This is a genomic window from Streptococcus sp. 1032, from assembly GCF_013277015.1.
Lineage (GTDB): Bacteria > Bacillota > Bacilli > Lactobacillales > Streptococcaceae > Streptococcus.
Window position 1 is genome coordinate 20,133 of record NZ_VMMD01000025.1, and the last position, 19,244, is coordinate 39,376.

Sequence of the window (19,244 nt, forward strand, 5' to 3'; positions counted from 1 at the left end):
CTTTGAGGTTGGAGATAAAGCTGACGTGGTTTGAAGAGATTTTCGAAGAGTATTAGATATCATTTTTGAGATTAATAACTGTCAAAAGAATAGCTAACAAGGAAAGACCAACAAATAGCATCCAAGTCAACTGTATATTCCATACAGCTATAAGTGAAAAACAAGCTGTTCCCACAGGTATGGATAAGGTGAACAATAAACCTAAAAAATTACTGGTACGAGCTAGAACCTCTGGAGCTAGATTTTTCAGGAGCAAGGCACCAATCTTTGGTTGAACTTTACCAGACATATACAGAGTTGAACAGAGAAATAGTAAACCAAGTACGACTTGATTGAATAAATTAGCTAGACCAACTAGACTGAGTCCTACGGTCACCCACATCATCAATCTAGGCAAGGACTGCTTCCCAAAATAATCATTGCCCGTAAGGCTACTGATGATGATTGCTAACAAAGCACAGAATTGACTGATAAATAATGCCTCTGTGTAAGAAAAGTCCAAAAGAGAATGGCTCAAAAAGAAGATGTTATAGATGCTTCCTAAAGCGCCACCCAAGGCATTGATAAGCAAGACAGCACAGAGCATAAAACCAAAGTTTTTCTGTCCACTTTTAAGAAAAACGAGACGTAAATTTCGGTAAATTGTTAGGAACTGCTCTTTGATCGGAAGCTTCTCATTTTTTAGAATTTCACCATCAGCAGATGAGATTGACAGGCTCAATTTGCTTTTTCCTAAAAAGAGGATAACGGCTGATACTAGGAAAAAACAGGCATTGATTCCCGCAACGAGAGAAAAATTATTGACCGATAGACCTAAGAGCCAGACTCCAAAAGCTTGACCACCAATAGCTGAAATATAGGTGATAAACTGTGAAAAAGAATAAGCTTCCATCAAATCCTCTTCAGCTACTTTTTCCTTAATAAGAGGCATGCGCAAGCCACCTGCAAAATCACTGATGACATCACTAATGACGTTGATCAAACACAGGCTAGAAAAGGCAAAGAGACTAGCTTGATGAACAACTAGGGCTGCCAGAAAAAATAAAACCGCCTGAAACAAACCGCTGTAAGTCATCCATTTGACCTTGTCCCTCGTGTAATCTGCCCGAATCCCTACAAAAACTGTAAAGAAAGTCGGAAGAATCATGACAATATTCGCCATAGCAACCGCAAAAGAGGCTTGTGGCAAGGTCGATGCATAAACGATAAATACCAGGTTAAAAATTGAAGCACCAAAAGCATTGAAGAAACGTGACAAAGTCAAGAGTCGATAAGCTTGATTTCTAAACAATAGTTTCATAGATAATCTCCCTTCTTGTTCAAATACTCAATGAAAATCAAAGAGCAAACTAGGAAGCTAGCCGAAGGCTGTACTTGAGTACGGCAAGGTGAAGCTGACGTGGTTTGAAGAGATTTTCGAAGAGTATAAGTTTTATGTGAAGTATGACTATAGTATAGCACTTAGAAATTTTAGAGGAAAAACTTTTGAACATATGCAACAAATAAAATGAGCAAAAAGAAACGATAGAATTTCTCCAGTGACACGAGAGAGCCCAACAGTTCTATCGCTTCAAATTTTAAATTATTTTCTTAGTTTGCAAATATTCAACAATCGGAGGTTTTTCTATAGTATTCGGCAGATTTATTACAGCCAAGCATCTCAAAAATACGGACAGCATCCTCCATCTTTTTCTGACCTTCCTTGACTCTACCTTGCTTGCTATCAAGGAGACCTTCCGCCCATAAATAGACAATTCGGAAATAGGTTTCATTTTCATTATAGAAATGCTCTTCGATAACACGTTTAAAATAAGAGGCATTGGTAAATTCTTCACACTCAATGCTGGCTAAAAAGCCATTCAATAGTATAGTGTGAAAAAGGTTTCGATTGCCAGACATTTCCATTAGAAAATCAGATTTTCGTACCATCTCTCTAACATACCTAGTAAAAAGAGAAACAGATAAAAAGGGAGAACTGACTGAAAATAAATTGAGTTCATAGATTCCCCAGATCTCGGTAGAAAACAGATAGTCATGAAGGACTTTCCCCTCCTCTGCCGTTAACTCTACCCTTTCGTCCATGCTCTTCATATAAGACTTGATAAGAATGGCATTTAGAATATGTTTCTGTTTGTTTTGAGAATGGGCATGCTTTTGATACTCCCTGCGATACAAGTCCTCAAGAGGTGCTATATTCTTTGGATCCAAGACATCTATGATTTCTTTTCTCAACTCAGAATCTGTATCATACTGAAAACCTCTCGCCAGAAAGAGAATTTCCTCTACACTGGCAGATATATTTTCTAGGGCAAATAAAAACTTTTCCACCGAAAGCTCACTCTGACCTGTTTCAAATCGGGACAACATAGACGGCGAAAATTGTCCCCCAGTTGCTTGTCTCAGCGAGATATTTCTTGACTCTCGTAATTGTCTAAAGACTTTTCCAATCTGCTCCATAGACTTCCCCTTGATTCAGTATTTTCTTCATTTTATCATATTTTTCAGAAAATTCATCAAAAACTTGCCAAATTGTCAGAATTATGAGAAAATAGAGGATATTTATCACGTGGAGGGACTGTAATGAGAGAGGATATCAAAATCAATGACCGCGCTTTGGCCATACAAGACCAAATTATCGAAAAACTAGAGAAGGTTTTTGATACAGATGTGGAATTGGATGTTTACAATCTAGGGTTGATTTATGAAATCAATCTGGACGAAACGGGTCTCTGCAAGATTGTCATGACCTTCACCGATACTGCCTGCGATTGCGCCGAAAGCCTGCCTATCGAAATCGTGGCAGGTCTCAAACAAATCGAGGATATCGAAGATGTCAAGGTTGAAGTTACCTGGTCGCCTGCTTGGAAGATCACACGAATCAGTCGCTACGGCCGCATTGCCCTTGGACTGCCACCTCGTTAAGCAGGCAAATCACTTTTGAAGATGAAAAAGAGCAAGCCGAAGTTGGCTTGCTTTTTGATACTCAATGAAAATCAAAGAGCAAACTAGGAAACTAGCCGCAGGTTGCTCAAAACAGTGTTTTGAGGTTGTGGATAGAACTGACGAAGTCAGTAACCATACCTACGGCAAGGCGACATTGACGTGGTTTGAAGAGATTTTCGAAGAGTATGAGTTTATTTTTTACCTGACTTGTCCATATTCCAGAAGTCTGTCACAGCTCCGCGTGAAGCAGATGATACGATATGGGCATATTTACCGAGGACACCACGACTGTAAAGCGGTGGCAAGGTTGTTTCTGCCTTGCGTTTTTCAAGTTCTTCTTCAGATACGGCCATGGAAATTTCTTTAGTATCTTGATCAACCGTAACGATATCGCCTGTACGAAGGTAGGCAATCGGGCCACCATCCTGAGCTTCAGGAGCGATATGTCCAACAACCAGACCATAAGTACCACCAGAGAAACGGCCGTCTGTCAAGAGGGCAACCTTGTCTCCTTGACCTTTACCAACGATCATTGATGAAAGTGACAGCATCTCAGGCATACCAGGACCACCTTTAGGTCCAACGAAACGAACAACGACTACATCACCATCAACGATTTCATCTGTCAGAACGGCCTGAATAGCATCTTCTTCTGAGTCAAAGACCTTAGCTGGTCCAACGTGACGACGGACCTTAACACCTGACACCTTGGCAACCGCACCGTCAGGAGCAAGGTTCCCGTTCAAGATGATAAGCGGACCGTCCGCGCGTTTTGGATTTTCAAGTGGCATGATGACTTTTTGACCTGGTGTAAGGTCTGCAAAGTCAGCTAAGTTCTCAGCGACAGTCTTACCCGTACATGTGATACGGTCCCCGTGAAGGAATCCATTTGCCAGCAAGTACTTCATAACCGCAGGCACACCACCGACTTCGTAGAGGTCTTGGAAGACATACTGACCAGATGGTTTCAAGTCGGCCAAGTGAGGCACACGCTCTTGGATCATATTGAAGTCTTCAAGTGACAAGTCAACATTGGCAGCATGGGCAATGGCAAGCAAGTGAAGAGTAGCATTTGTAGAACCACCGAGAGCCATAGTCACAGTAATGGCATCTTCAAAGGCTTCACGAGTCAAGATATCTGATGGCTTGAGACCGAGCTCCAACATTTTAACTACAGCACGTCCTGCTGCTTCGATATCTTCTTTCTTATCAGCTGATTCAGCTGGATGAGATGAAGAACCTGGCAAACTCATACCCAAAACTTCGATAGCAGTCGCCATGGTATTAGCAGTATACATACCACCACAGCCACCAGGGCCAGGGCAGGCATTACATTCAAGACGTTTCACGTCCTCAGCTGTCATGTCACCGTGGTTCCATTTTCCGATCCCTTCAAAGACAGAAACCAAGTCGATATCTTTACCATCAAGATTTCCCGGTGCAATCGTTCCACCATAGGCGAAAATAGCTGGGATATCCATATTAGCAATAGCAATCATAGATCCAGGCATGTTCTTGTCACAGCCACCGATAGCGACGAAGGCATCCACGTTGTGACCACTCATAGCCGCCTCGATGGAGTCCGCGATGATGTCACGAGATGTTAGAGAGAAACGCATACCAGGCGTTCCCATAGCAATCCCGTCCGCTACGGTGATAGTTCCAAACTGCACAGGCCAAGCACCTGCTGATTTTACACCTTCTTTGGCTAATTTCCCAAAATCATGCAAGTGGATATTACATGGCGTATTTTCCGCCCAAGTCGAAATCACTCCCACAATCGGTGTTTCAAAGTCCTTATCTGTCATACCAGTCGCACGAAGCATAGCACGGTTTGGTGATTTTACCATACTGTCATAAATGCTACTGCGGTGACGTTTATCTAATTCAGTCATTTGTTCCCTCCCATTTCAGTTTTTACTATTATAGCACATTTTAAAAGCAATGAACAGAAGAAAATTCTTGAATTTTCAGAAAATTCTATATACATATGAAATATTTAAAACTAAAAACAACAAAGCGGATTAGGGCACTTTCTGATGACCAGAATATGCTTTTTAATCCGCTTTCTTTAAATAACGTACTGTAATTGTTACAAAAATTCTTTCAGAACAGTGTATTCAACATCTATCTTGCATTATAAATTTCTAGAACTTTCTCTTTTATATTCGATTCACTCAAACCATACTCATTAAGAAGATAATCCACTTTCCCTACTTGACCGAATCTTTCTTGAACACCCATCCGATGAATTTTTGTTATTCCATCATCAGAGAATAATTCACATAAAGCACTGCCAATTCCACCTATCTGATTGTGGTTTTCTACAGTAAATATAGTTTTTCCACTTAACATTGTTTTTATCTGTTCTGGTATCGGTTTAATTCTAAATAAATCTATCACACCTACTGAATAACCTAATTTAGACAGTTCATCCGCAACTCGAATACTTGGAGCAACCATTATGCCAGAAGCAACTATTACAACATCTTCACCGTGTCTTAACTCAATGTAGCCTTTAGAAAAATCTTCTCCACCTTGATATACAGCCTCTGGAGCCTTTCTAATTATTCGAATATATTTTAGTCCTTTTAAGTCTAATGTCTGGTTCAAGATTTCATGAAATTGGATATCATCAGTTGCTTCAAAAATGATTGATTTAGGAATTAAACGTAACAATCCAATTTCTTCAAATGGCATATGTGTTCCACCATTCATCTCTGCCGTTACTCCTGCATCTGAGCCAATCACAGTGGCATCCAATTGTGCGTACCCAAGAGAAATAAATAATTGATCAAATACTCTTCTTGAAGCAAAAGGGCCAAATGTATGAAGATAAGGTCTAAACCCCTGAATAGATAAACCTGCTGCAAGCCCGACCATTTCTGCTTCCATTATTCCAACATTCACATAACGGTCTCCAAAGTCCTTTTCAAGATTATTAGTAGCCATAGAACTTGACAAGTCTGCTTCTAAAACTACTATATCAGAATAACTTTGGTTAGCCTCTAGAAGGAAATCTCTATACACATGTCGTAATTCTTTCGTACTTCTCATCATTCTGTTTCCTCCAATTCCTGACTTAATCTTTCTACAACTGAAGTTAACATTTGTCTCTCCTCTACAGTAGGGCGAAGATGATGATTGGATTTCATTTCTTCCAGCTCTCGAACTCCTTGACCTTTAATAGTGTCTAATACAATACACTTAGGGGATGAATTATTTGACTGTTTTAATTGGATAATCCCTTCATAAATTTCTCTAATATCTGAACCATTGACCCTAATGGATTCAAATCCAAATGATGAGAATTTTTCTACAAAATCACCTGGATTACAAATATCCTTTGTAAAACCATCTAATTGTTTTTTGTTATCGTCTACAAATACAATTAAATTAGATAACTGTTGATGAGAAGCAAACTGTATAGCCTCCCAACATTGTCCCTCATTTAACTCACCATCTCCAACAATAGCATAGGTATAAAAGGGACTTTTTCTTATTCTCTGACCATATGCAAGTCCGGTTGCAACACTAATTCCTTGTCCTAAAGAGCCCGTTGTCATATCTATGCCTGGCGTTAGATTTCTATCAGGATGAGACGGTAATTTGGTTCCATTTGTATTTAAAGAATATAAGAATTCTTTGTCAAAGAAACCATTCAAATAGAGTGTACTGTATAGAGCTGGTCCTCCGTGACCTTTTGATAATATGAAATAATCTCTATCTCGCGATGCAAATATTTCTGGAGTCATTGGCATTATTTCACCATAAAGCACTGCTAGAACTTCTACGATAGACAGGCTCCCTCCATAATGACCAAATCCAAGATGATTCAAGGTTTCAAGAGTATTTAATCGGATGTTAGTCGCAAATTTTCTTAACTCATCTTCTCTATTTTTACTTAAAATCATCCCTTATTCCTCCTTTACAGATGGCTTTTTAATAAAGGATACTCCAAACATAACTGCTAAAATAAGAACAAGACCAATCACAATGCCTGCTTGTGAGCCAAATTGATTTAACATTCCTAAAATAATTCCTGATAGACCAAAATCTGCATCTGAGAAAGTTGATCCTTGGAAACCAAGTCCTCCCAAAACTGGCATTAAAAAGACTGGAAGAAAACTGATTAAAATACCTTGTAAAAATGCTCCAATAGTGGCTCCACGAACACCACCAGATGCATTCCCAATAACACCTGCAGTCGCTCCACAGAAGAAATGAGGCACAACGCCTGGTAATATAACAACCGTTCCTGAAGCAATCATAATTGCCATACTTACTAAACCACCAACAAAACTAGAGATAAATCCAATTAGAACTGCATTGGGTGCATAAGTATAAACAATCGGACAATCCAAAGCAGGTTTTGAATTAGGTACAAGACGCTCTGAAATACCTTTAAAGGCTGGAACAATTTCACCCAAAATAAGGCGAACACCTGCTAAAATAACAAATACACCTGCTGCAAATTGACCTGCTAATTGTAAAGCATAAACTAGACCACTTGTACCACTACTGATTTCTTTTTCTATATATTCTGACCCTGCAAAGATAGCTACAATAATATAAATAACTGCCATGGATAAAGTAATACTAACAGTACTATCACGTAAAAAAGCTAGACTCTTTGGAAATTTAATGTCCTCTGTTGATTTTGATTTGTCACCGATAAGGCTACCAGTAAAACCACTCAACCAATATCCCAAAGAACTGAAATGACCTAAAGCCACCTTGTCATTTCCAGTTAATTGAACCATATATTTTTGCACAAATGCTGGGGAAATACTCATAATAATACCGAGTGCTAATCCTCCTAGTAAGATAAGAGGCAAACTTGTAAAGCCAGCAACTGATAAAATGACTGCAATCATACACGCCATATATAGAGTGTGGTGCCCTGTTAAAAAGATATATTTGAATCGAGTAAAACGAGCAATTAAGATATTGAATACCATACCTGCAAACATAATCATTGCAGTAGCTGAGCCATATGTTGTTAAAGCTACAGCTACAATTGCTTCATTATTCGGCACAACGCCAGATAAATGAAAAGCATGCTCAAACATGGTACCAAATGGATTTAAAGAATTTTGTACAATTCCTGCACCACCAGATACAACTAAGAAACCAACAAAGGTCTTAATTCCACCTTTAATAATATCAGGTAATTTCTTCTTCTGAAGAACTAATCCTAAGATTGCAATTAAAGCTACTAAAATAGCTGGTGTACTAACAATATCCAATATGAACTTCATCATGACGCTAGCCTCCTATATAAGTCCTTTTTCTTCACAAAGTTTAGTAATTAATTCTCGTAGTTCATCCATATCAATAATACTATTTAAGATACGAACATCTCCAAGATGACTAGCTGAATCAGCTAGATCACGACCAACAATCCAAATATCAGCAGCATTTGGATCTGCTCCACCTAAATCATAGTGTTCAACTTCTACATCTGAAACATTCAAATCACTCAATACAGATTCAATATTCATCTGTACCATAAAACTTGAACCTAATCCTGAACCACAAGCTGTACCAATTTTTAACATTATTTAATCCTCCTGTTTAATTATCATTTCAATGTCATCATAGTTTTTTGATGATATTAAAGTTTGAACATGATTTTTATCTCTTAAAATTGTTGTTAAATGTGACAAAGCCTTTAAATGACTTTCATTATCAATGGCTGCAATACAAATCAACAATCTTACCTCTTGTTCTGGATTATCCAATAAATAAATCGGTTCTTCCAAAACTAACATTGACATTCCTATTTCATTCACACCTTCATCTGGCCGAGCGTGAGGAATTGCTACTCCCTTCCCTAAATTAATAAAAGGTCCAAACTCTTCTACTTTTTGAATCATTGCCTCAGGGTAGTTCTCAGTTATCTTATCTTGATCCAAAAGCGGTTTAGCTGCTAAACGAATCGCCTCCTTCCATCCTAATTTTTGCGAACTCACCTGATAGGTTTCTTTGGTAATAAGTTGTTCTAGCACTGGTACAATTTCCTTTCTATCATTTTTTTGATAAAGATAATTCTTTAACGCCAATCTTAATTCCAATTCTTGTGTAATAATTCCATATCTTTTGACAATATTCAGGATTTGTTCAATCTCAAAATCCCCATACTCTAAATTCGGAAAATCTTTTAACACTAGTTCTACTAGTTGTATTGCTTGCTCTTCAGTCATCATAACCGAAACTAGATAATTTGGCTTTTCTGTCTCCACCTTTATGGTAGAAAAAACCATATCATAGTCACTACTAGTTTTCGCCTGTAAATCATCAATCTTTGAGGTTCCTATGAACTCAATTTGAGGAAATAATGCTAATAGATTCTCTTTTAACATCAATGAAGAACTAACACCATTAGGACAAATGATTGCTGCTTTATACCATTTTTGAGGCAAAGTATCTGCTTTCTTTAAATAACCTCCGAAATGGATAACAAAATATGCTGTTTCACTATCAGGTATGGGCTTGTCAATAGCGTCCATCAAGGGAGTCAAAGAATCTTTTACTAGTTCAAATAAATCAGGATAATGTTCTTTAACATGCAACACATATTCATTTGAACTAGGTAGACCGAACTTTAATCTATAGTAAGCCGGTATAAGATGGCGACGAAGATTTTCTCTCAATCCTTCCCTTTGTTTAAAATGTAACAAAGAAATATCTTCCATTCTACTTATAATAGCCTCTGTTAATTGATTAAAGTAAACCGGAGCAACATCTACTTCACCTTCAAAGCAACTTGATAATAAAACGGTGATATAGCGATAATCATCCTCAGAAAACACCGTATCTATAATTCCCAAATCAACCACTGTATCCAATAAAATAGTGGTTATATCTTGAATAACAGGAGATACTAATGTCTCTGAAAGACCTACTCTTTCAACATCCCTTTGATACCTACACAGAATGAATACTAAACCGAAAAGGCAAACTTTTAATTGATTAACAATAGGTACTAGCTGTAGCTTCTCATAATAATCTTTAACTACCTGATTTATCAAATCATAAGTTAATGAATACCCCCAACTGGATAAAACATAATCCAAACCCCAAATTCCTATGGAGGATTCCAGCAACTCACTAACCATTTGAAAAGCTAAACGGTGCTTATTCCACTCTGAACCGTGTAAAGTATAACCTTTTGCTCTACTGTACCCTAGCTCCAAATCATTATCTAACATAATCTTTCTTAATGATTGAATATCAGATAAGGTTGTATTCTTACTTACTTTCAAAAAGTCTTGGTAATGATTATTCGATATAAAATCTAATCGGCAAAAAGTGTAAAGATAGATCAAAGCTAAGCGAGTCGACTTTGGTAAAACCAATTCATCCGACTTAATAATATCTGTCAAAGACTGCTTCGTACGATTTGATAAACTATAGCGACCTTGCTTTTTATCCAGCACTATCCCTTTATTAGCTAGATAAGGCACTAAATAATCTATTCCTTCTTTGACTTCCTTTATAGGTAAGCTCACCTTAACAGATAATTCATATAATGATAGCTCACAATGATCCATCAAAGTCATCAAAATAACTAGTGCTCTATAATCAAACATTTCTCTTCCTTTCTAACTACAATTATAGTGTAAAAGTTATAAGAATAAAAGAGTATTTGAGCACAATATAATCTCACCTTTTAAAAGAAATTATTGGGCTGAAAGTTTTTAGTAATTATTTTTCTACTTTTTCTTGACGTTATAAATTAAAGCGATATCATTTAGATAACAATTAATAGGAATGGTTGAAATGGCACTAGAACGGCTCAATGAAGGGGAATTGGTAGAGCTTGACAAAGAGCGAAAAGCTGCCATGGTTTCAAATCTCCTTGTCGTTCTTTGTGGCAATCATGATGCACAACCAATTGTCAACACAGGAAGTCTTTACTAAAGATGGTTGAAGCTAAAAAAAGCAGATCCCCCTTCGACTCTCAACAAAGTTATACGCTGCACTCACATCATGGGCAGAAGATGACTTTCGTTCAGTCAATGGCCAAATCGAATATCTCCTCACAGAATGTGTCAAACAACGGAAGAAAGACGGAAAATACGTATCAGAAACCATTGACGAACCATTTGAGATTGATATTTAACACCTTCTCCTGTCTGCCGTGCCGAATAGGAGAATTTTTTCATCTTTTTTTGTCAAGTAACTTTACTTTACAAAAAAGTTTTGATATACTATTAAAGTTGATGAAAATCAAACCTAACTGAATTATATCTTAAAAGGAGAAATTAAAATGGCAGTACCTGCACGTCGCACTTCAAAAGCGAAGAAAAACAAACGTCGTACACACTACAAAGTAACAGCTCCATCTGTAAACTTTGACGAAACTACTGGAGATTACTCACGTTCTCACCGTGTATCACTTAAAGGATACTACAAAGGACGTAAAATCGCTAAAGCTGCATCAGCTGAATAATAGAAGGGAGATACCATGCGCGTAAATATTACACTTGAACACAAAGAATCTGGTGAACGCTTGTACCTTACTTCTAAAAACAAACGTAACACTCCAGACCGTCTTCAATTGAAGAAATACTCACCAAAACTTCGCAAACACGTTGTGTTTACAGAAGTTAAATAATACAACATACAGAAAGCCTATGAAATCAACATTTCTAAGGCTTTTTCTTTTAAGTTTAGCAAAATAACTGAATTTTAACTGATTATAATAATCAAGAGATTATTTTAGACAAATCTATCATAGCTTGTTCAATCTTATGTTTTCCTTTTTGCATAACATGAAGATAGATTTTTTCTATTTCTCTACTATCTTCTGAATGTCCCACAAACTCTCGAATAACGTTTAAGCTTACATTCTTATCAGCCATGACTGAAACAAAACTATGTCGGAACATATGGGGAACTATGTGAACAGGCCTACCAAAATCAACTAGGTCATCAATATCCTTATAGGATTTTCCACTTTTCTTATTATACTTAGCGGACTGACTAGTTCCACCTCTTAAGAACATTGAAATTTCTGTATGATACAATGGACTGCCCTGCTGGTTCTTCCCTTTTATGTATACCCTAGTAAAAATATATCCCATATCATGATAAGTCGGATTAAATCTCGCCTGAAACTTATTTCTTTCAATATATTTAAGTAAAATTTGTTCTACTTTTGGTGACATCGGAATAGTTCTAACGCTTTCTTTAGTTTTTAGAATTGCTCTATATCGTTCCTTCTCATCACGCAAGCCTTCTTCTGCCATTTCTTTGTCAGTCTTATTATGGCTTGCCCTCTGCCAATGAACCTTAATGAGTTTATTCTTGAAATCTAGAACATCTTCATTCAAACCTAATGCTTCACTCGGTCTCATACCTGTCAAGTAGATAATTCTGAGTACATCAGCAACTAGTTCATTATTATGTCGCTTAGTCCAATTTTCAATAATTTTAAATACTTGATTAGCCTCTTCAACTTCAAGATATTTTTCAGCTATATCTTCCCTAAGTTTCGCCTGCTCTTCTGCACTTGTTAGTGTCTTACGCTTAACCCTCTTATTCAAAATAGGGTGTTGCGACGCTGTCAATTCTCCTTGTTCTACCGCCCAATCAAATATCATTTTAAGATAGATATGAATGTTCTTTGAAGTTCCCTCACTTGCATTATTTATAATATCTTGCATTTTTTCCTGTTCCATACAGAACTGTTTAAGGCTCATATTTTCGTTGAAATATGGGGAAATATGCTGGTTATAAACACTAACTCTAGTCTTTAGAGTATTCTTGGCAGGCTTAACACGATTGACCCACCACTTAAAAGCTAAACCGTATAATTCACTGTTTTCATCATACGGTCTAGCTATCTCTTTGAGGCATAAAGTTTTACTAGGCTCTAATTTCTTTGGTTTTTCTCCAGTCAAATCTAATACGGTTTCATCAATCATTTCATTTAATATCTTTGAAACTTTTGTAATCAGCTGACTATTCTTTATATCAGAAATAAGTAACTTCTCATGTCCCTTACTGTCCTTTCCTGTTGGTATTGCCTTAGTCGTATACCACCCTTTATTTTCTCCCCTTGTAAGGTACTTATAACGACTTTTTGTTATCAAAGGATGAGTATATCTCATTGCAAACTTAACAAGCACGTTGCCCTTTTTAGAAGGGTCTGGTTTCCATTGATAAACAGTTAGAACTCGAGTAGTCTTACCTACCTTCATTTTTACCCCCTTATACTAAGCTATAACTGCCTCATTTTCATGGAAAATCTTATAATCAAACCAATCTTTAAATACCTCCGCATGAATAAAGACATTCCCATGAGTTCCACAAATTCCAAAAGAATATGGACTATTTCTCATTTGACGAATGTAGTGATCCAATGTAGGTAATTTCATACCCTTCCAAAGTTCATCTAAAAATTCTTTCTTCCGATACCAATTTTTAGTTAAATCATAGTCTGACTTTGTCTTAAGCTCTATCATTGGAATACTTTCCTTTCTTATGCTATAATCTAGTTAGTTAATTTTTAGAGGCGACTTATTTTCAAGTCGTCTTTTTTTGTCCCCAAAATTGAGAACTATTCTGCTCTCTTACATATTGCTCTATATCCTTTTCATCGTTATCAGTTAGCCTCGAAAGCCCCTCTTTAAGTAAGCTTTGAATGTATTCCTCTGCCTTTTGAACATCATAGGCCTGATACTTTGCAATATAGACTTTTGCTAATGTTTTCGCAACTTGTTTCTCTGTCCAAGCCTCAGACTGCCGTAGTGTCGTTTTAGCCCTTGTAATACTAAGAACTGTCTGGTTTTCAGTTCCTAGATAATCTATCCACCACTTGACTTTTTTTCTTCTCCAATGATTGCTATCTGTCGCATTTGGACGAACAAAGCGATAATGACCATTGATAGCTTCAAAATAGATTGACGATAATGGACGTTTTAAAAATAACTGCTCTGCAATTATATTAGCCTTTTCCTGCCAACATCTAAGCTCTGCGCGAATCCAAGACGGAACTTCTACAAGCTCTTGCTTACCAAGTTGCTCCATGCGTTTATTATATATGCACCACTGCTGATTACCTCGTGAACCTATTGCAACTGTTTCTCCTACACGCTCACCAGAATCTAGAACTGATTTCTCATGATATTCAAAGTGTTTTGCTTTCGAGACACATAATCCTTTCTTGCAATAGTCATATATACGTTGGACATCTAAGCTACCGTCAAATATGTCGTGGGCAATATCTAAACGAGTGAAATTAACATTATACTGGTATAAACGAGTAATTAAGGCAATCCAATTATTTTCGTTACTGTTTAAAAATTCTTCATATTGACGACAACCTTGCCCTTTTAATTCAATAAATACACCCATAGAAAGCCTATCAGCATTAAAATACACCTTAATTTCTGAACAAGAATAATGTTGCTTATACTTATTTATGCCCCAATCATTCAATGTAAAGTTTTCAAGAGGAATCAAAAGGATGTCAGTCAGAACTCTTTCTGGCGGGACATCCTTAACACTTACAGCAAAATAATCTATTCTAACTGTATTCATAGGATTATTCTCCTAGAACTTTAATATCCTCACACACAATTTTTACACCTGCCCAATTACTTCTAGCCATGTTCCAAGCTAGTCTAACCTTAGGCCGAATCAATTCAACAGAAACATTCAACAAAGAATCATTTTGAGCAAGCTTTGCAATCTTATCCAGATTTCCGATAATTTCTAGGTTAATCGCTTTTAAGTCATCAGTAGAAATTCCCATTTCAGTTAGAACTTTCACTTTGTCAGCGTCAAGCACAGTAGAAGTAATTTTACTTACTTCATCTGTCTTCACGTTTTCGCCGTTGACTTCTTTGTATTTGTTGTTCACCCTAACTGACAAAATCACTACTTTCTTAGGAATATCAAACTGTGACATTTCAAGGTCAAGCAATCCAATTTTAATGTTTGTATCTGTCATATTGTAAACCATATTTTTTCTCCTTTAATTCCGTATCCTACATGAAAACACCTCTCATCCTTACTCTCCCAAGAGTTTGCGACCTCTTGGTACAACTAGCAAGCCGTAACCCCTTACGTACCAAGGGTTTAGAGTACATTTCATGTATGTGTGCACCCCCTATTAGTATTGGGGGTATTTTCTGACCTCCTGCAAGCAGTCGGTGGGCTCTTTCTCCCTAGCGAAAAGATGACCGCTCCGCTCGATTCTGCCCCCTGGGCAATCGTCCCTATTTCGCTAGTCCGAAAGACCGTCGTCTGAGTTTGGTAAAATACTCAACGGTTCATTGTTTATCCTGATTAATACCTCAATTTGCCTTTTTGACAAATTTTCAAGAGGCTTACCCTCCATAGCTAATGCCCACCATAGTGTTTTATCAATAGGACATTTAGGACAAGTTCTTGCAGCCACCATTCCAAATGAACAACTACGAGGCGGATAATCCCAGCCAAGTTCAAAGGCTTCATCAGAATCAAGCACTTCTTCGCAACCACAAACCTCACAAATATGTTTTAATTTCATTTCCACACCTCTCTCTTATGAAAGTACCTATCGCAAGCCTCATCAAAATATGCCTCAAAGTCTAGTTCGTCAGATTTGAACGGAACTTCTACGTATTTAGGGGTAGGAATAACCCCGTCAATTTGGATATATCCAGTCCCAATGTTACAGGTCTTATAATCTATATCTTGATTTGAAAACATCATGCGACAAGCATCTGAATCAGCAGTGCTAGAACCCAGTAAAAGAGCAACACCAAAATTTTGTCTCATGTATGACGGGATAAAGTCTGTTGAAGCTCTTTGGAGACCTACGATTACCTCGATTGAGGCTTGACGAGCCTTGACTAGTAAAGTACCTAGATTGCTCATTGCCTCTTGATAGGCTTGTTTACCCTCTTTTGTTGTCTCTGATTCTGTCTTAAGTGCTATCCCTTCGTCCAACACAATCACAAGCGGATAATTTCCCTTAACTTCAGCCCAAGATAATACTTTCCCTTTGGAAACATAGGTATCTGGATTATCTGCCATAATTTTAAACCTTCTGTTCATTTCTTCTACTGCCTCGCGAAGAGCACCTGCGATTTGAAAACAAGAATTATAAATTACTTTATAGCCTAACCTATCTTCTAAATGTCTCCCCACCAACCAAGACAGGTCGCCATTTTTAGGATCAAGCAATTTTATTTCAGCACCTAAAGTTAAGTACTGAGCCACGAGATTTTCAATCAAAACCGTCTTTCCAGATTTCGTTGCTCCCCCGACGATTAAGTGTGGGGGAGAAGAGAGTTGGAATCCAACGCTATCAGAAATTGTAATCTTTGTAGTTTGTAGGGTATCCTCCCAAGAAATTCTTTTCTCAGGATATCTTCTGAATATGTACTTAATAGAACTAGGACTCTTTATTTTCTCTTCTAAGTTCAAATTCAAACAAGCACTCAAATATACATCTAACTCTGAAACCTTATTAGAGAAATTATCGCCCATAACACGGGCACAAACAACTATATATTCCTCTTCTATAGAAAAGTCTAAAACCGCAGAACGAACTACAGCCCCTTCAGAAGAAGACACAAATAGATTGTTAGACTCGAGCAAGAAGAGTAATCGCTCCCTTATAGCAAGAATAGGCTGAATTCTATTGTATACTTCACTCAGCTTGGATATAAATTTATTGGCGATTAAAATTTCTAAGCCCACGGCCAATACTAGTAAAAGTCCTGAGATATTAAAGATTAAAACCAATAAAATAAATATAAAAATTTGAGATAGTATACAAGCCCAAAAACAAGTTTTCATTAGTGTTGTCGATAAAAGATAAGATTCACAAAGAGAAACCTTACGATTTATATATAACATTTTTACCTCATCTTATTTCTGATATCCTTGATAATAAGAGAAAGCAAAATTAACTTAACTTTTCCCCAATATAAAAGGAACGCTAAAAAGAAAAGAAATGCTAAAATTGAGAACATCACACCAAGGGCTGAACCAAACCCTAAGGGATTGTACACAGATAAAAGAGCGAAGACGAACATACAAAAAAAGCAAATTCTATATTTCTTTATCATTTTTATTCCCTCTTGTAATCAAAGCTGGCAATATGGCTAATAATTGAACTACAAAGACTATCAAAGCTACTACTAAAGCGAATTTCGCAGATAAAAAGGGATTATAAGAAGAGAATGACAGTTTTGCTCCAAATCCAGCAAAAAAGCTCATAATAGCCAGCAGTATAAGACAGCTCGTTCTCCAGAAATATTCAGTAACCTTCATTTTTTATATTTTTCCTTTCAATTTTTTCAAAAATAAGGGGAGTTAGCTCCCCAATAACAAATTAAGCAATAGCCCCTGCAAGGCACTTAACTAGATAGGAACGTTTAACATGTTTCCACCCTAACGCATTAATATAATAATGAAACAAATCGCTATTATAGTTTAGTTCGTTTTCTATAAGGGAAATATTACTAGGCGTAGCTTTTCTAGCAATCGAACGATGATTTTTTCGAATCTCCTCTAACAAACCATCTTTGATATATTTTGAGGAATTCGTATTTAAAAAGAATGATTGTAAATGTATTTCTTTTCCCTCTTTAACCCACTCTAACAAGGTTTCACCTGTTGACTTATGAAGTAACATATTTGCTAATAAGATAGAGTTGGCCATCTTCATAGAACAAGGATAAGTATAAGGTAAACGTAGAATCTTTCGCAAATATGCTTGTGAGTCTTTATCGAAAACAAAACCTAAATTATACTCAAAATGAATCTTCTGCAATCTCGAAATTTGCTCATTGCTTCTAGGGCACTCATACCCTCCGTCAATAAATTTTTGTTTGAATGTTTCGCTATTCATTATTTAATACTCCTTTTAACTCGTGAATCACTTCTATACAACAACTTTAATCATTTACTTAATAGGTGACGCTCTTGCCCTCATTTCAAGAATTCCTTTCTTACATTTTTTCTTACGTTTTTTCTTACATTTAGATTATACACCTCCCGAATTTATTTGTCAATAGTTTGTACGAAAAAATGTAAGAAAAAAGACTAGTGTTTAAACTAGCCTTGATTTATGCTATTATCAACCATTTTTTCTAGCTCAATAAATAAGTCAATCGCTACCTTTCTGACGTCATTATCACCACAGTTCCTTAATCTATCAACACTTTCTTTTATTTTTTCTGAAACTTTATCAAGTAGCTGAACTTCATTTTTTTCATGAGTTACAATATAAGCAGCTTTCAATATTTCTCTAATACAAACTCCAACAGTTACAGACCTTGAACCCAATACTAATGGAAGTGTTGATTTTAATTTCTGAATCCCGTCTCGCGTCTCCTCAGTAATTTGAACTTTTAATAATTTCGAAGAATCGCTAATCGAATGATTGCTAATTAATATTTTTGATTCATAGACTTTTTTCCAATCTACAATACTCAAAGAGTCTCTATACGCTCGATTCAAACATTCACCTTTTGACACGCTTCCTCCTGTAACTAATTCATAATAAAGTCTCATTTCTTCTAAATACTGAGCAGTCTCAAAGGAAATCCTAGCTTGATAGTAATTCACACCACACCTCTTTTTCTTACGTTTTTTCTTATATTTTATATCTTTTTTTAAAATTTTTCAAATTATACAATTCAGAACTTAACTCTACAATGTAACTGATTTCTAACTGATTAAACTTCCACTAAGTTATATTTCCCTATTTATCATTTATTTTCTAACCTGCTAAAAATCACTAAAATCAATAGTTCTAAGGATTGTTATATTTCTCTAAACATACATCTTCTTCACAGAAGTGAAGTAAGCATTCAATACGAATCAATACAGAAGAAAAACGCTATTCAAGCGTTTTTTCTTTTTGTTAATTTCAGTACATTTCAATAAAAATCAACCGAATCATGACCACCCCTAAAACGGGTGGTTTGTACCAGGGCTATAAGCCCAAATTACCAGCCAGCGCCTAAAGACGCTGGCTTTCACTTTGTTCAAGCCTCATTGCTCTTGACTCGTCACTTGCCTCTTAAAGAGGCTTTAGTATTACTTACCACTATCCCTAAAGGGATCCTCATATTCTTTTACACTCAATTTATCTAGTGCTATATCATGCTTTACTCGTTCTCAAATTTTCATACTCGTGAAGAAATCATCCACTGGATAATTTCTTTAATCTTGAATATATTTCTTAATTGTGGCTTCATTGAGTCCAACCGTACTCACATAATAACCTTCCGCCCCAAAATGCCGATCCCCAAACCTATACTTGAGGTTGGCGTGTTTGTCAAACA

The 19,244-nt window shown here is 36.6% G+C and carries 22 protein-coding genes and 1 pseudogene; 5 read left to right on the forward strand and 18 right to left on the reverse strand.

Annotation, left to right across the window (positions count from 1 at the left end; translation table 11 throughout):
• Window positions 1-52: 52 nt before the first annotated feature.
• A complete protein-coding gene (locus HT711_RS08735) occupies window positions 53-1,300 on the reverse strand; it encodes a transporter (RefSeq protein ID WP_173234483.1) in 1,248 nt (415 codons plus the stop codon).
• 305 nt (window positions 1,301-1,605) lie between these two features.
• Complete coding sequence (gene rgg / locus HT711_RS08740) at window positions 1,606-2,457, reverse strand: quorum-sensing system transcriptional regulator Rgg (protein ID WP_173234482.1); 852 nt, start codon at window positions 2,455-2,457, stop codon at window positions 1,606-1,608.
• 123 nt (window positions 2,458-2,580) lie between these two features.
• Between rgg and HT711_RS08745 the strand changes: the two genes are divergently transcribed.
• Window positions 2,581-2,922 (forward strand): metal-sulfur cluster assembly factor, encoded by a 342-nt coding sequence (locus HT711_RS08745; protein ID WP_173234480.1) that lies wholly within the window; start codon window positions 2,581-2,583, stop codon window positions 2,920-2,922.
• 212 nt (window positions 2,923-3,134) lie between these two features.
• Here HT711_RS08745 and ilvD read toward each other — a convergent pair whose 3' ends face one another.
• The 6 genes from ilvD to HT711_RS08775 all read right to left on the reverse strand — a co-directional run bounded on the left by ilvD (window position 3,135) and on the right by HT711_RS08775 (window position 10,538).
• Window positions 3,135-4,838: a dihydroxy-acid dehydratase gene (ilvD, locus tag HT711_RS08750; protein ID WP_138701011.1), complete on the reverse strand. Its 1,704-nt coding sequence runs from the start codon at window positions 4,836-4,838 to the stop codon at window positions 3,135-3,137.
• Between the two features lie 232 nt (window positions 4,839-5,070).
• Window positions 5,071-6,003: a transketolase family protein gene (locus tag HT711_RS08755; protein WP_166732270.1), complete on the reverse strand. Its 933-nt coding sequence runs from the start codon at window positions 6,001-6,003 to the stop codon at window positions 5,071-5,073.
• Window positions 6,000-6,857: a transketolase gene (locus HT711_RS08760; RefSeq protein WP_166732271.1), complete on the reverse strand. Its 858-nt coding sequence runs from the start codon at window positions 6,855-6,857 to the stop codon at window positions 6,000-6,002. Before HT711_RS08760 ends, HT711_RS08755 begins: the two co-directional genes overlap by 4 nt.
• A 3-nt stretch (window positions 6,858-6,860) precedes the next feature.
• Entirely contained in the window at window positions 6,861-8,207 is a 1,347-nt protein-coding gene (locus tag HT711_RS08765) for a PTS ascorbate transporter subunit IIC (protein ID WP_000975300.1), read from the reverse strand.
• Window positions 8,208-8,219: 12 nt separating this feature from the next.
• Entirely contained in the window at window positions 8,220-8,504 is a 285-nt protein-coding gene (locus HT711_RS08770) for a PTS sugar transporter subunit IIB (RefSeq protein ID WP_000912476.1), read from the reverse strand.
• Between the two features lie 3 nt (window positions 8,505-8,507).
• A complete protein-coding gene (locus tag HT711_RS08775; RefSeq protein ID WP_112444842.1) occupies window positions 8,508-10,538 on the reverse strand; it encodes a BglG family transcription antiterminator in 2,031 nt (676 codons plus the stop codon).
• Between the two features lie 190 nt (window positions 10,539-10,728).
• Here HT711_RS08775 and HT711_RS08780 point away from each other — a divergent pair, with 190 nt between their 5' ends.
• From HT711_RS08780 to rpmG, 4 genes are all read left to right on the forward strand, one after another.
• Window positions 10,729-10,869 (forward strand): hypothetical protein, encoded by a 141-nt coding sequence (locus HT711_RS08780; protein ID WP_001162849.1) that lies wholly within the window; start codon window positions 10,729-10,731, stop codon window positions 10,867-10,869.
• 25 nt (window positions 10,870-10,894) lie between these two features.
• Window positions 10,895-11,071: a PTS ascorbate transporter subunit IIC gene (locus tag HT711_RS08785; protein ID WP_033607100.1), complete on the forward strand. Its 177-nt coding sequence runs from the start codon at window positions 10,895-10,897 to the stop codon at window positions 11,069-11,071.
• Window positions 11,072-11,218: 147 nt separating this feature from the next.
• On the forward strand, window positions 11,219-11,401 hold the full coding sequence (gene rpmF / locus HT711_RS08790; RefSeq protein ID WP_000290417.1) for a 50S ribosomal protein L32: 183 nt from the start codon (window positions 11,219-11,221) through the stop codon (window positions 11,399-11,401).
• 15 nt (window positions 11,402-11,416) lie between these two features.
• On the forward strand, window positions 11,417-11,566 hold the full coding sequence (rpmG, locus tag HT711_RS08795) for a 50S ribosomal protein L33 (protein ID WP_001265622.1): 150 nt from the start codon (window positions 11,417-11,419) through the stop codon (window positions 11,564-11,566).
• Window positions 11,567-11,657: 91 nt separating this feature from the next.
• Here rpmG and HT711_RS08800 read toward each other — a convergent pair whose 3' ends face one another.
• The 10 genes and pseudogenes from HT711_RS08800 to HT711_RS08845 all read right to left on the reverse strand — a co-directional run.
• Window positions 11,658-13,154, reverse strand: a complete 1,497-nt coding sequence (locus HT711_RS08800; protein WP_000862760.1) for a site-specific integrase — start codon at window positions 13,152-13,154, stop codon at window positions 11,658-11,660.
• A gap of 15 nt (window positions 13,155-13,169) precedes the next feature.
• Window positions 13,170-13,418 carry a hypothetical protein gene (locus HT711_RS08805; RefSeq protein WP_000571454.1) on the reverse strand — a complete coding sequence of 83 codons (249 nt, stop codon included), beginning with the start codon at window positions 13,416-13,418 and terminating at the stop codon, window positions 13,170-13,172.
• 61 nt (window positions 13,419-13,479) lie between these two features.
• Window positions 13,480-14,496 carry a replication initiation factor domain-containing protein gene (locus tag HT711_RS08810; RefSeq protein ID WP_057517287.1) on the reverse strand — a complete coding sequence of 339 codons (1,017 nt, stop codon included), beginning with the start codon at window positions 14,494-14,496 and terminating at the stop codon, window positions 13,480-13,482.
• Window positions 14,497-14,500: 4 nt separating this feature from the next.
• Entirely contained in the window at window positions 14,501-14,920 is a 420-nt protein-coding gene (locus HT711_RS08815; protein WP_000262970.1) for a hypothetical protein, read from the reverse strand.
• 264 nt (window positions 14,921-15,184) lie between these two features.
• The gene (locus HT711_RS08820; protein ID WP_050308487.1) at window positions 15,185-15,469 is read right to left on the reverse strand and encodes a hypothetical protein; all 285 of its coding nucleotides are present in this window, start codon (window positions 15,467-15,469) and stop codon (window positions 15,185-15,187) included.
• Window positions 15,466-16,806, reverse strand: a complete 1,341-nt coding sequence (locus tag HT711_RS08825) for an FtsK/SpoIIIE domain-containing protein (protein WP_084881632.1) — start codon at window positions 16,804-16,806, stop codon at window positions 15,466-15,468. Before HT711_RS08825 ends, HT711_RS08820 begins: the two co-directional genes overlap by 4 nt.
• Window positions 16,807-17,001: 195 nt before the next feature.
• Window positions 17,002-17,223: a hypothetical protein gene (locus HT711_RS08830; protein WP_084881630.1), complete on the reverse strand. Its 222-nt coding sequence runs from the start codon at window positions 17,221-17,223 to the stop codon at window positions 17,002-17,004.
• A 61-nt stretch (window positions 17,224-17,284) separates the two neighbouring features.
• Complete coding sequence (locus HT711_RS08835) at window positions 17,285-17,803, reverse strand: hypothetical protein (RefSeq protein ID WP_084881629.1); 519 nt, start codon at window positions 17,801-17,803, stop codon at window positions 17,285-17,287.
• A gap of 206 nt (window positions 17,804-18,009) precedes the next feature.
• On the reverse strand, window positions 18,010-18,522 hold the full coding sequence (locus HT711_RS08840) for a hypothetical protein (RefSeq protein ID WP_084881628.1): 513 nt from the start codon (window positions 18,520-18,522) through the stop codon (window positions 18,010-18,012).
• A 474-nt stretch (window positions 18,523-18,996) separates the two neighbouring features.
• Window positions 18,997-19,244 (reverse strand): annotated as a pseudogene (locus HT711_RS08845) (hypothetical protein); the annotation flags it as partial.

Bases quoted from the DNA above. Each gene is read 5' to 3' on its own strand.
- HT711_RS08735 (WP_173234483.1), bottom strand. From the start codon at position 1,300: ATGAAACTATTGTTTAGAAATCAAGCTTATCGACTCTTGACTTTGTCA.
- rgg (WP_173234482.1), bottom strand. From the start codon at position 2,457: ATGGAGCAGATTGGAAAAGTCTTTAGACAATTACGAGAGTCAAGAAAT.
- HT711_RS08745 (WP_173234480.1), top strand. From the start codon at position 2,581: ATGAGAGAGGATATCAAAATCAATGACCGCGCTTTGGCCATACAAGAC.
- ilvD (WP_138701011.1), bottom strand. From the start codon at position 4,838: ATGACTGAATTAGATAAACGTCACCGCAGTAGCATTTATGACAGTATG.
- HT711_RS08755 (WP_166732270.1), bottom strand. From the start codon at position 6,003: ATGATGAGAAGTACGAAAGAATTACGACATGTGTATAGAGATTTCCTT.
- HT711_RS08760 (WP_166732271.1), bottom strand. From the start codon at position 6,857: ATGATTTTAAGTAAAAATAGAGAAGATGAGTTAAGAAAATTTGCGACT.
- HT711_RS08765 (WP_000975300.1), bottom strand. From the start codon at position 8,207: ATGATGAAGTTCATATTGGATATTGTTAGTACACCAGCTATTTTAGTA.
- HT711_RS08770 (WP_000912476.1), bottom strand. From the start codon at position 8,504: ATGTTAAAAATTGGTACAGCTTGTGGTTCAGGATTAGGTTCAAGTTTT.
- HT711_RS08775 (WP_112444842.1), bottom strand. From the start codon at position 10,538: ATGTTTGATTATAGAGCACTAGTTATTTTGATGACTTTGATGGATCAT.
- HT711_RS08780 (WP_001162849.1), top strand. From the start codon at position 10,729: ATGGCACTAGAACGGCTCAATGAAGGGGAATTGGTAGAGCTTGACAAA.
- rpmF (WP_000290417.1), top strand. From the start codon at position 11,219: ATGGCAGTACCTGCACGTCGCACTTCAAAAGCGAAGAAAAACAAACGT.
- rpmG (WP_001265622.1), top strand. From the start codon at position 11,417: ATGCGCGTAAATATTACACTTGAACACAAAGAATCTGGTGAACGCTTG.
- HT711_RS08800 (WP_000862760.1), bottom strand. From the start codon at position 13,154: ATGAAGGTAGGTAAGACTACTCGAGTTCTAACTGTTTATCAATGGAAA.
- HT711_RS08805 (WP_000571454.1), bottom strand. From the start codon at position 13,418: ATGATAGAGCTTAAGACAAAGTCAGACTATGATTTAACTAAAAATTGG.
- HT711_RS08810 (WP_057517287.1), bottom strand. From the start codon at position 14,496: ATGAATACAGTTAGAATAGATTATTTTGCTGTAAGTGTTAAGGATGTC.
- HT711_RS08815 (WP_000262970.1), bottom strand. From the start codon at position 14,920: ATGGTTTACAATATGACAGATACAAACATTAAAATTGGATTGCTTGAC.
- HT711_RS08820 (WP_050308487.1), bottom strand. From the start codon at position 15,469: ATGAAATTAAAACATATTTGTGAGGTTTGTGGTTGCGAAGAAGTGCTT.
- HT711_RS08825 (WP_084881632.1), bottom strand. From the start codon at position 16,806: ATGTTATATATAAATCGTAAGGTTTCTCTTTGTGAATCTTATCTTTTA.
- HT711_RS08830 (WP_084881630.1), bottom strand. From the start codon at position 17,223: ATGAAGGTTACTGAATATTTCTGGAGAACGAGCTGTCTTATACTGCTG.
- HT711_RS08835 (WP_084881629.1), bottom strand. From the start codon at position 17,803: ATGAATAGCGAAACATTCAAACAAAAATTTATTGACGGAGGGTATGAG.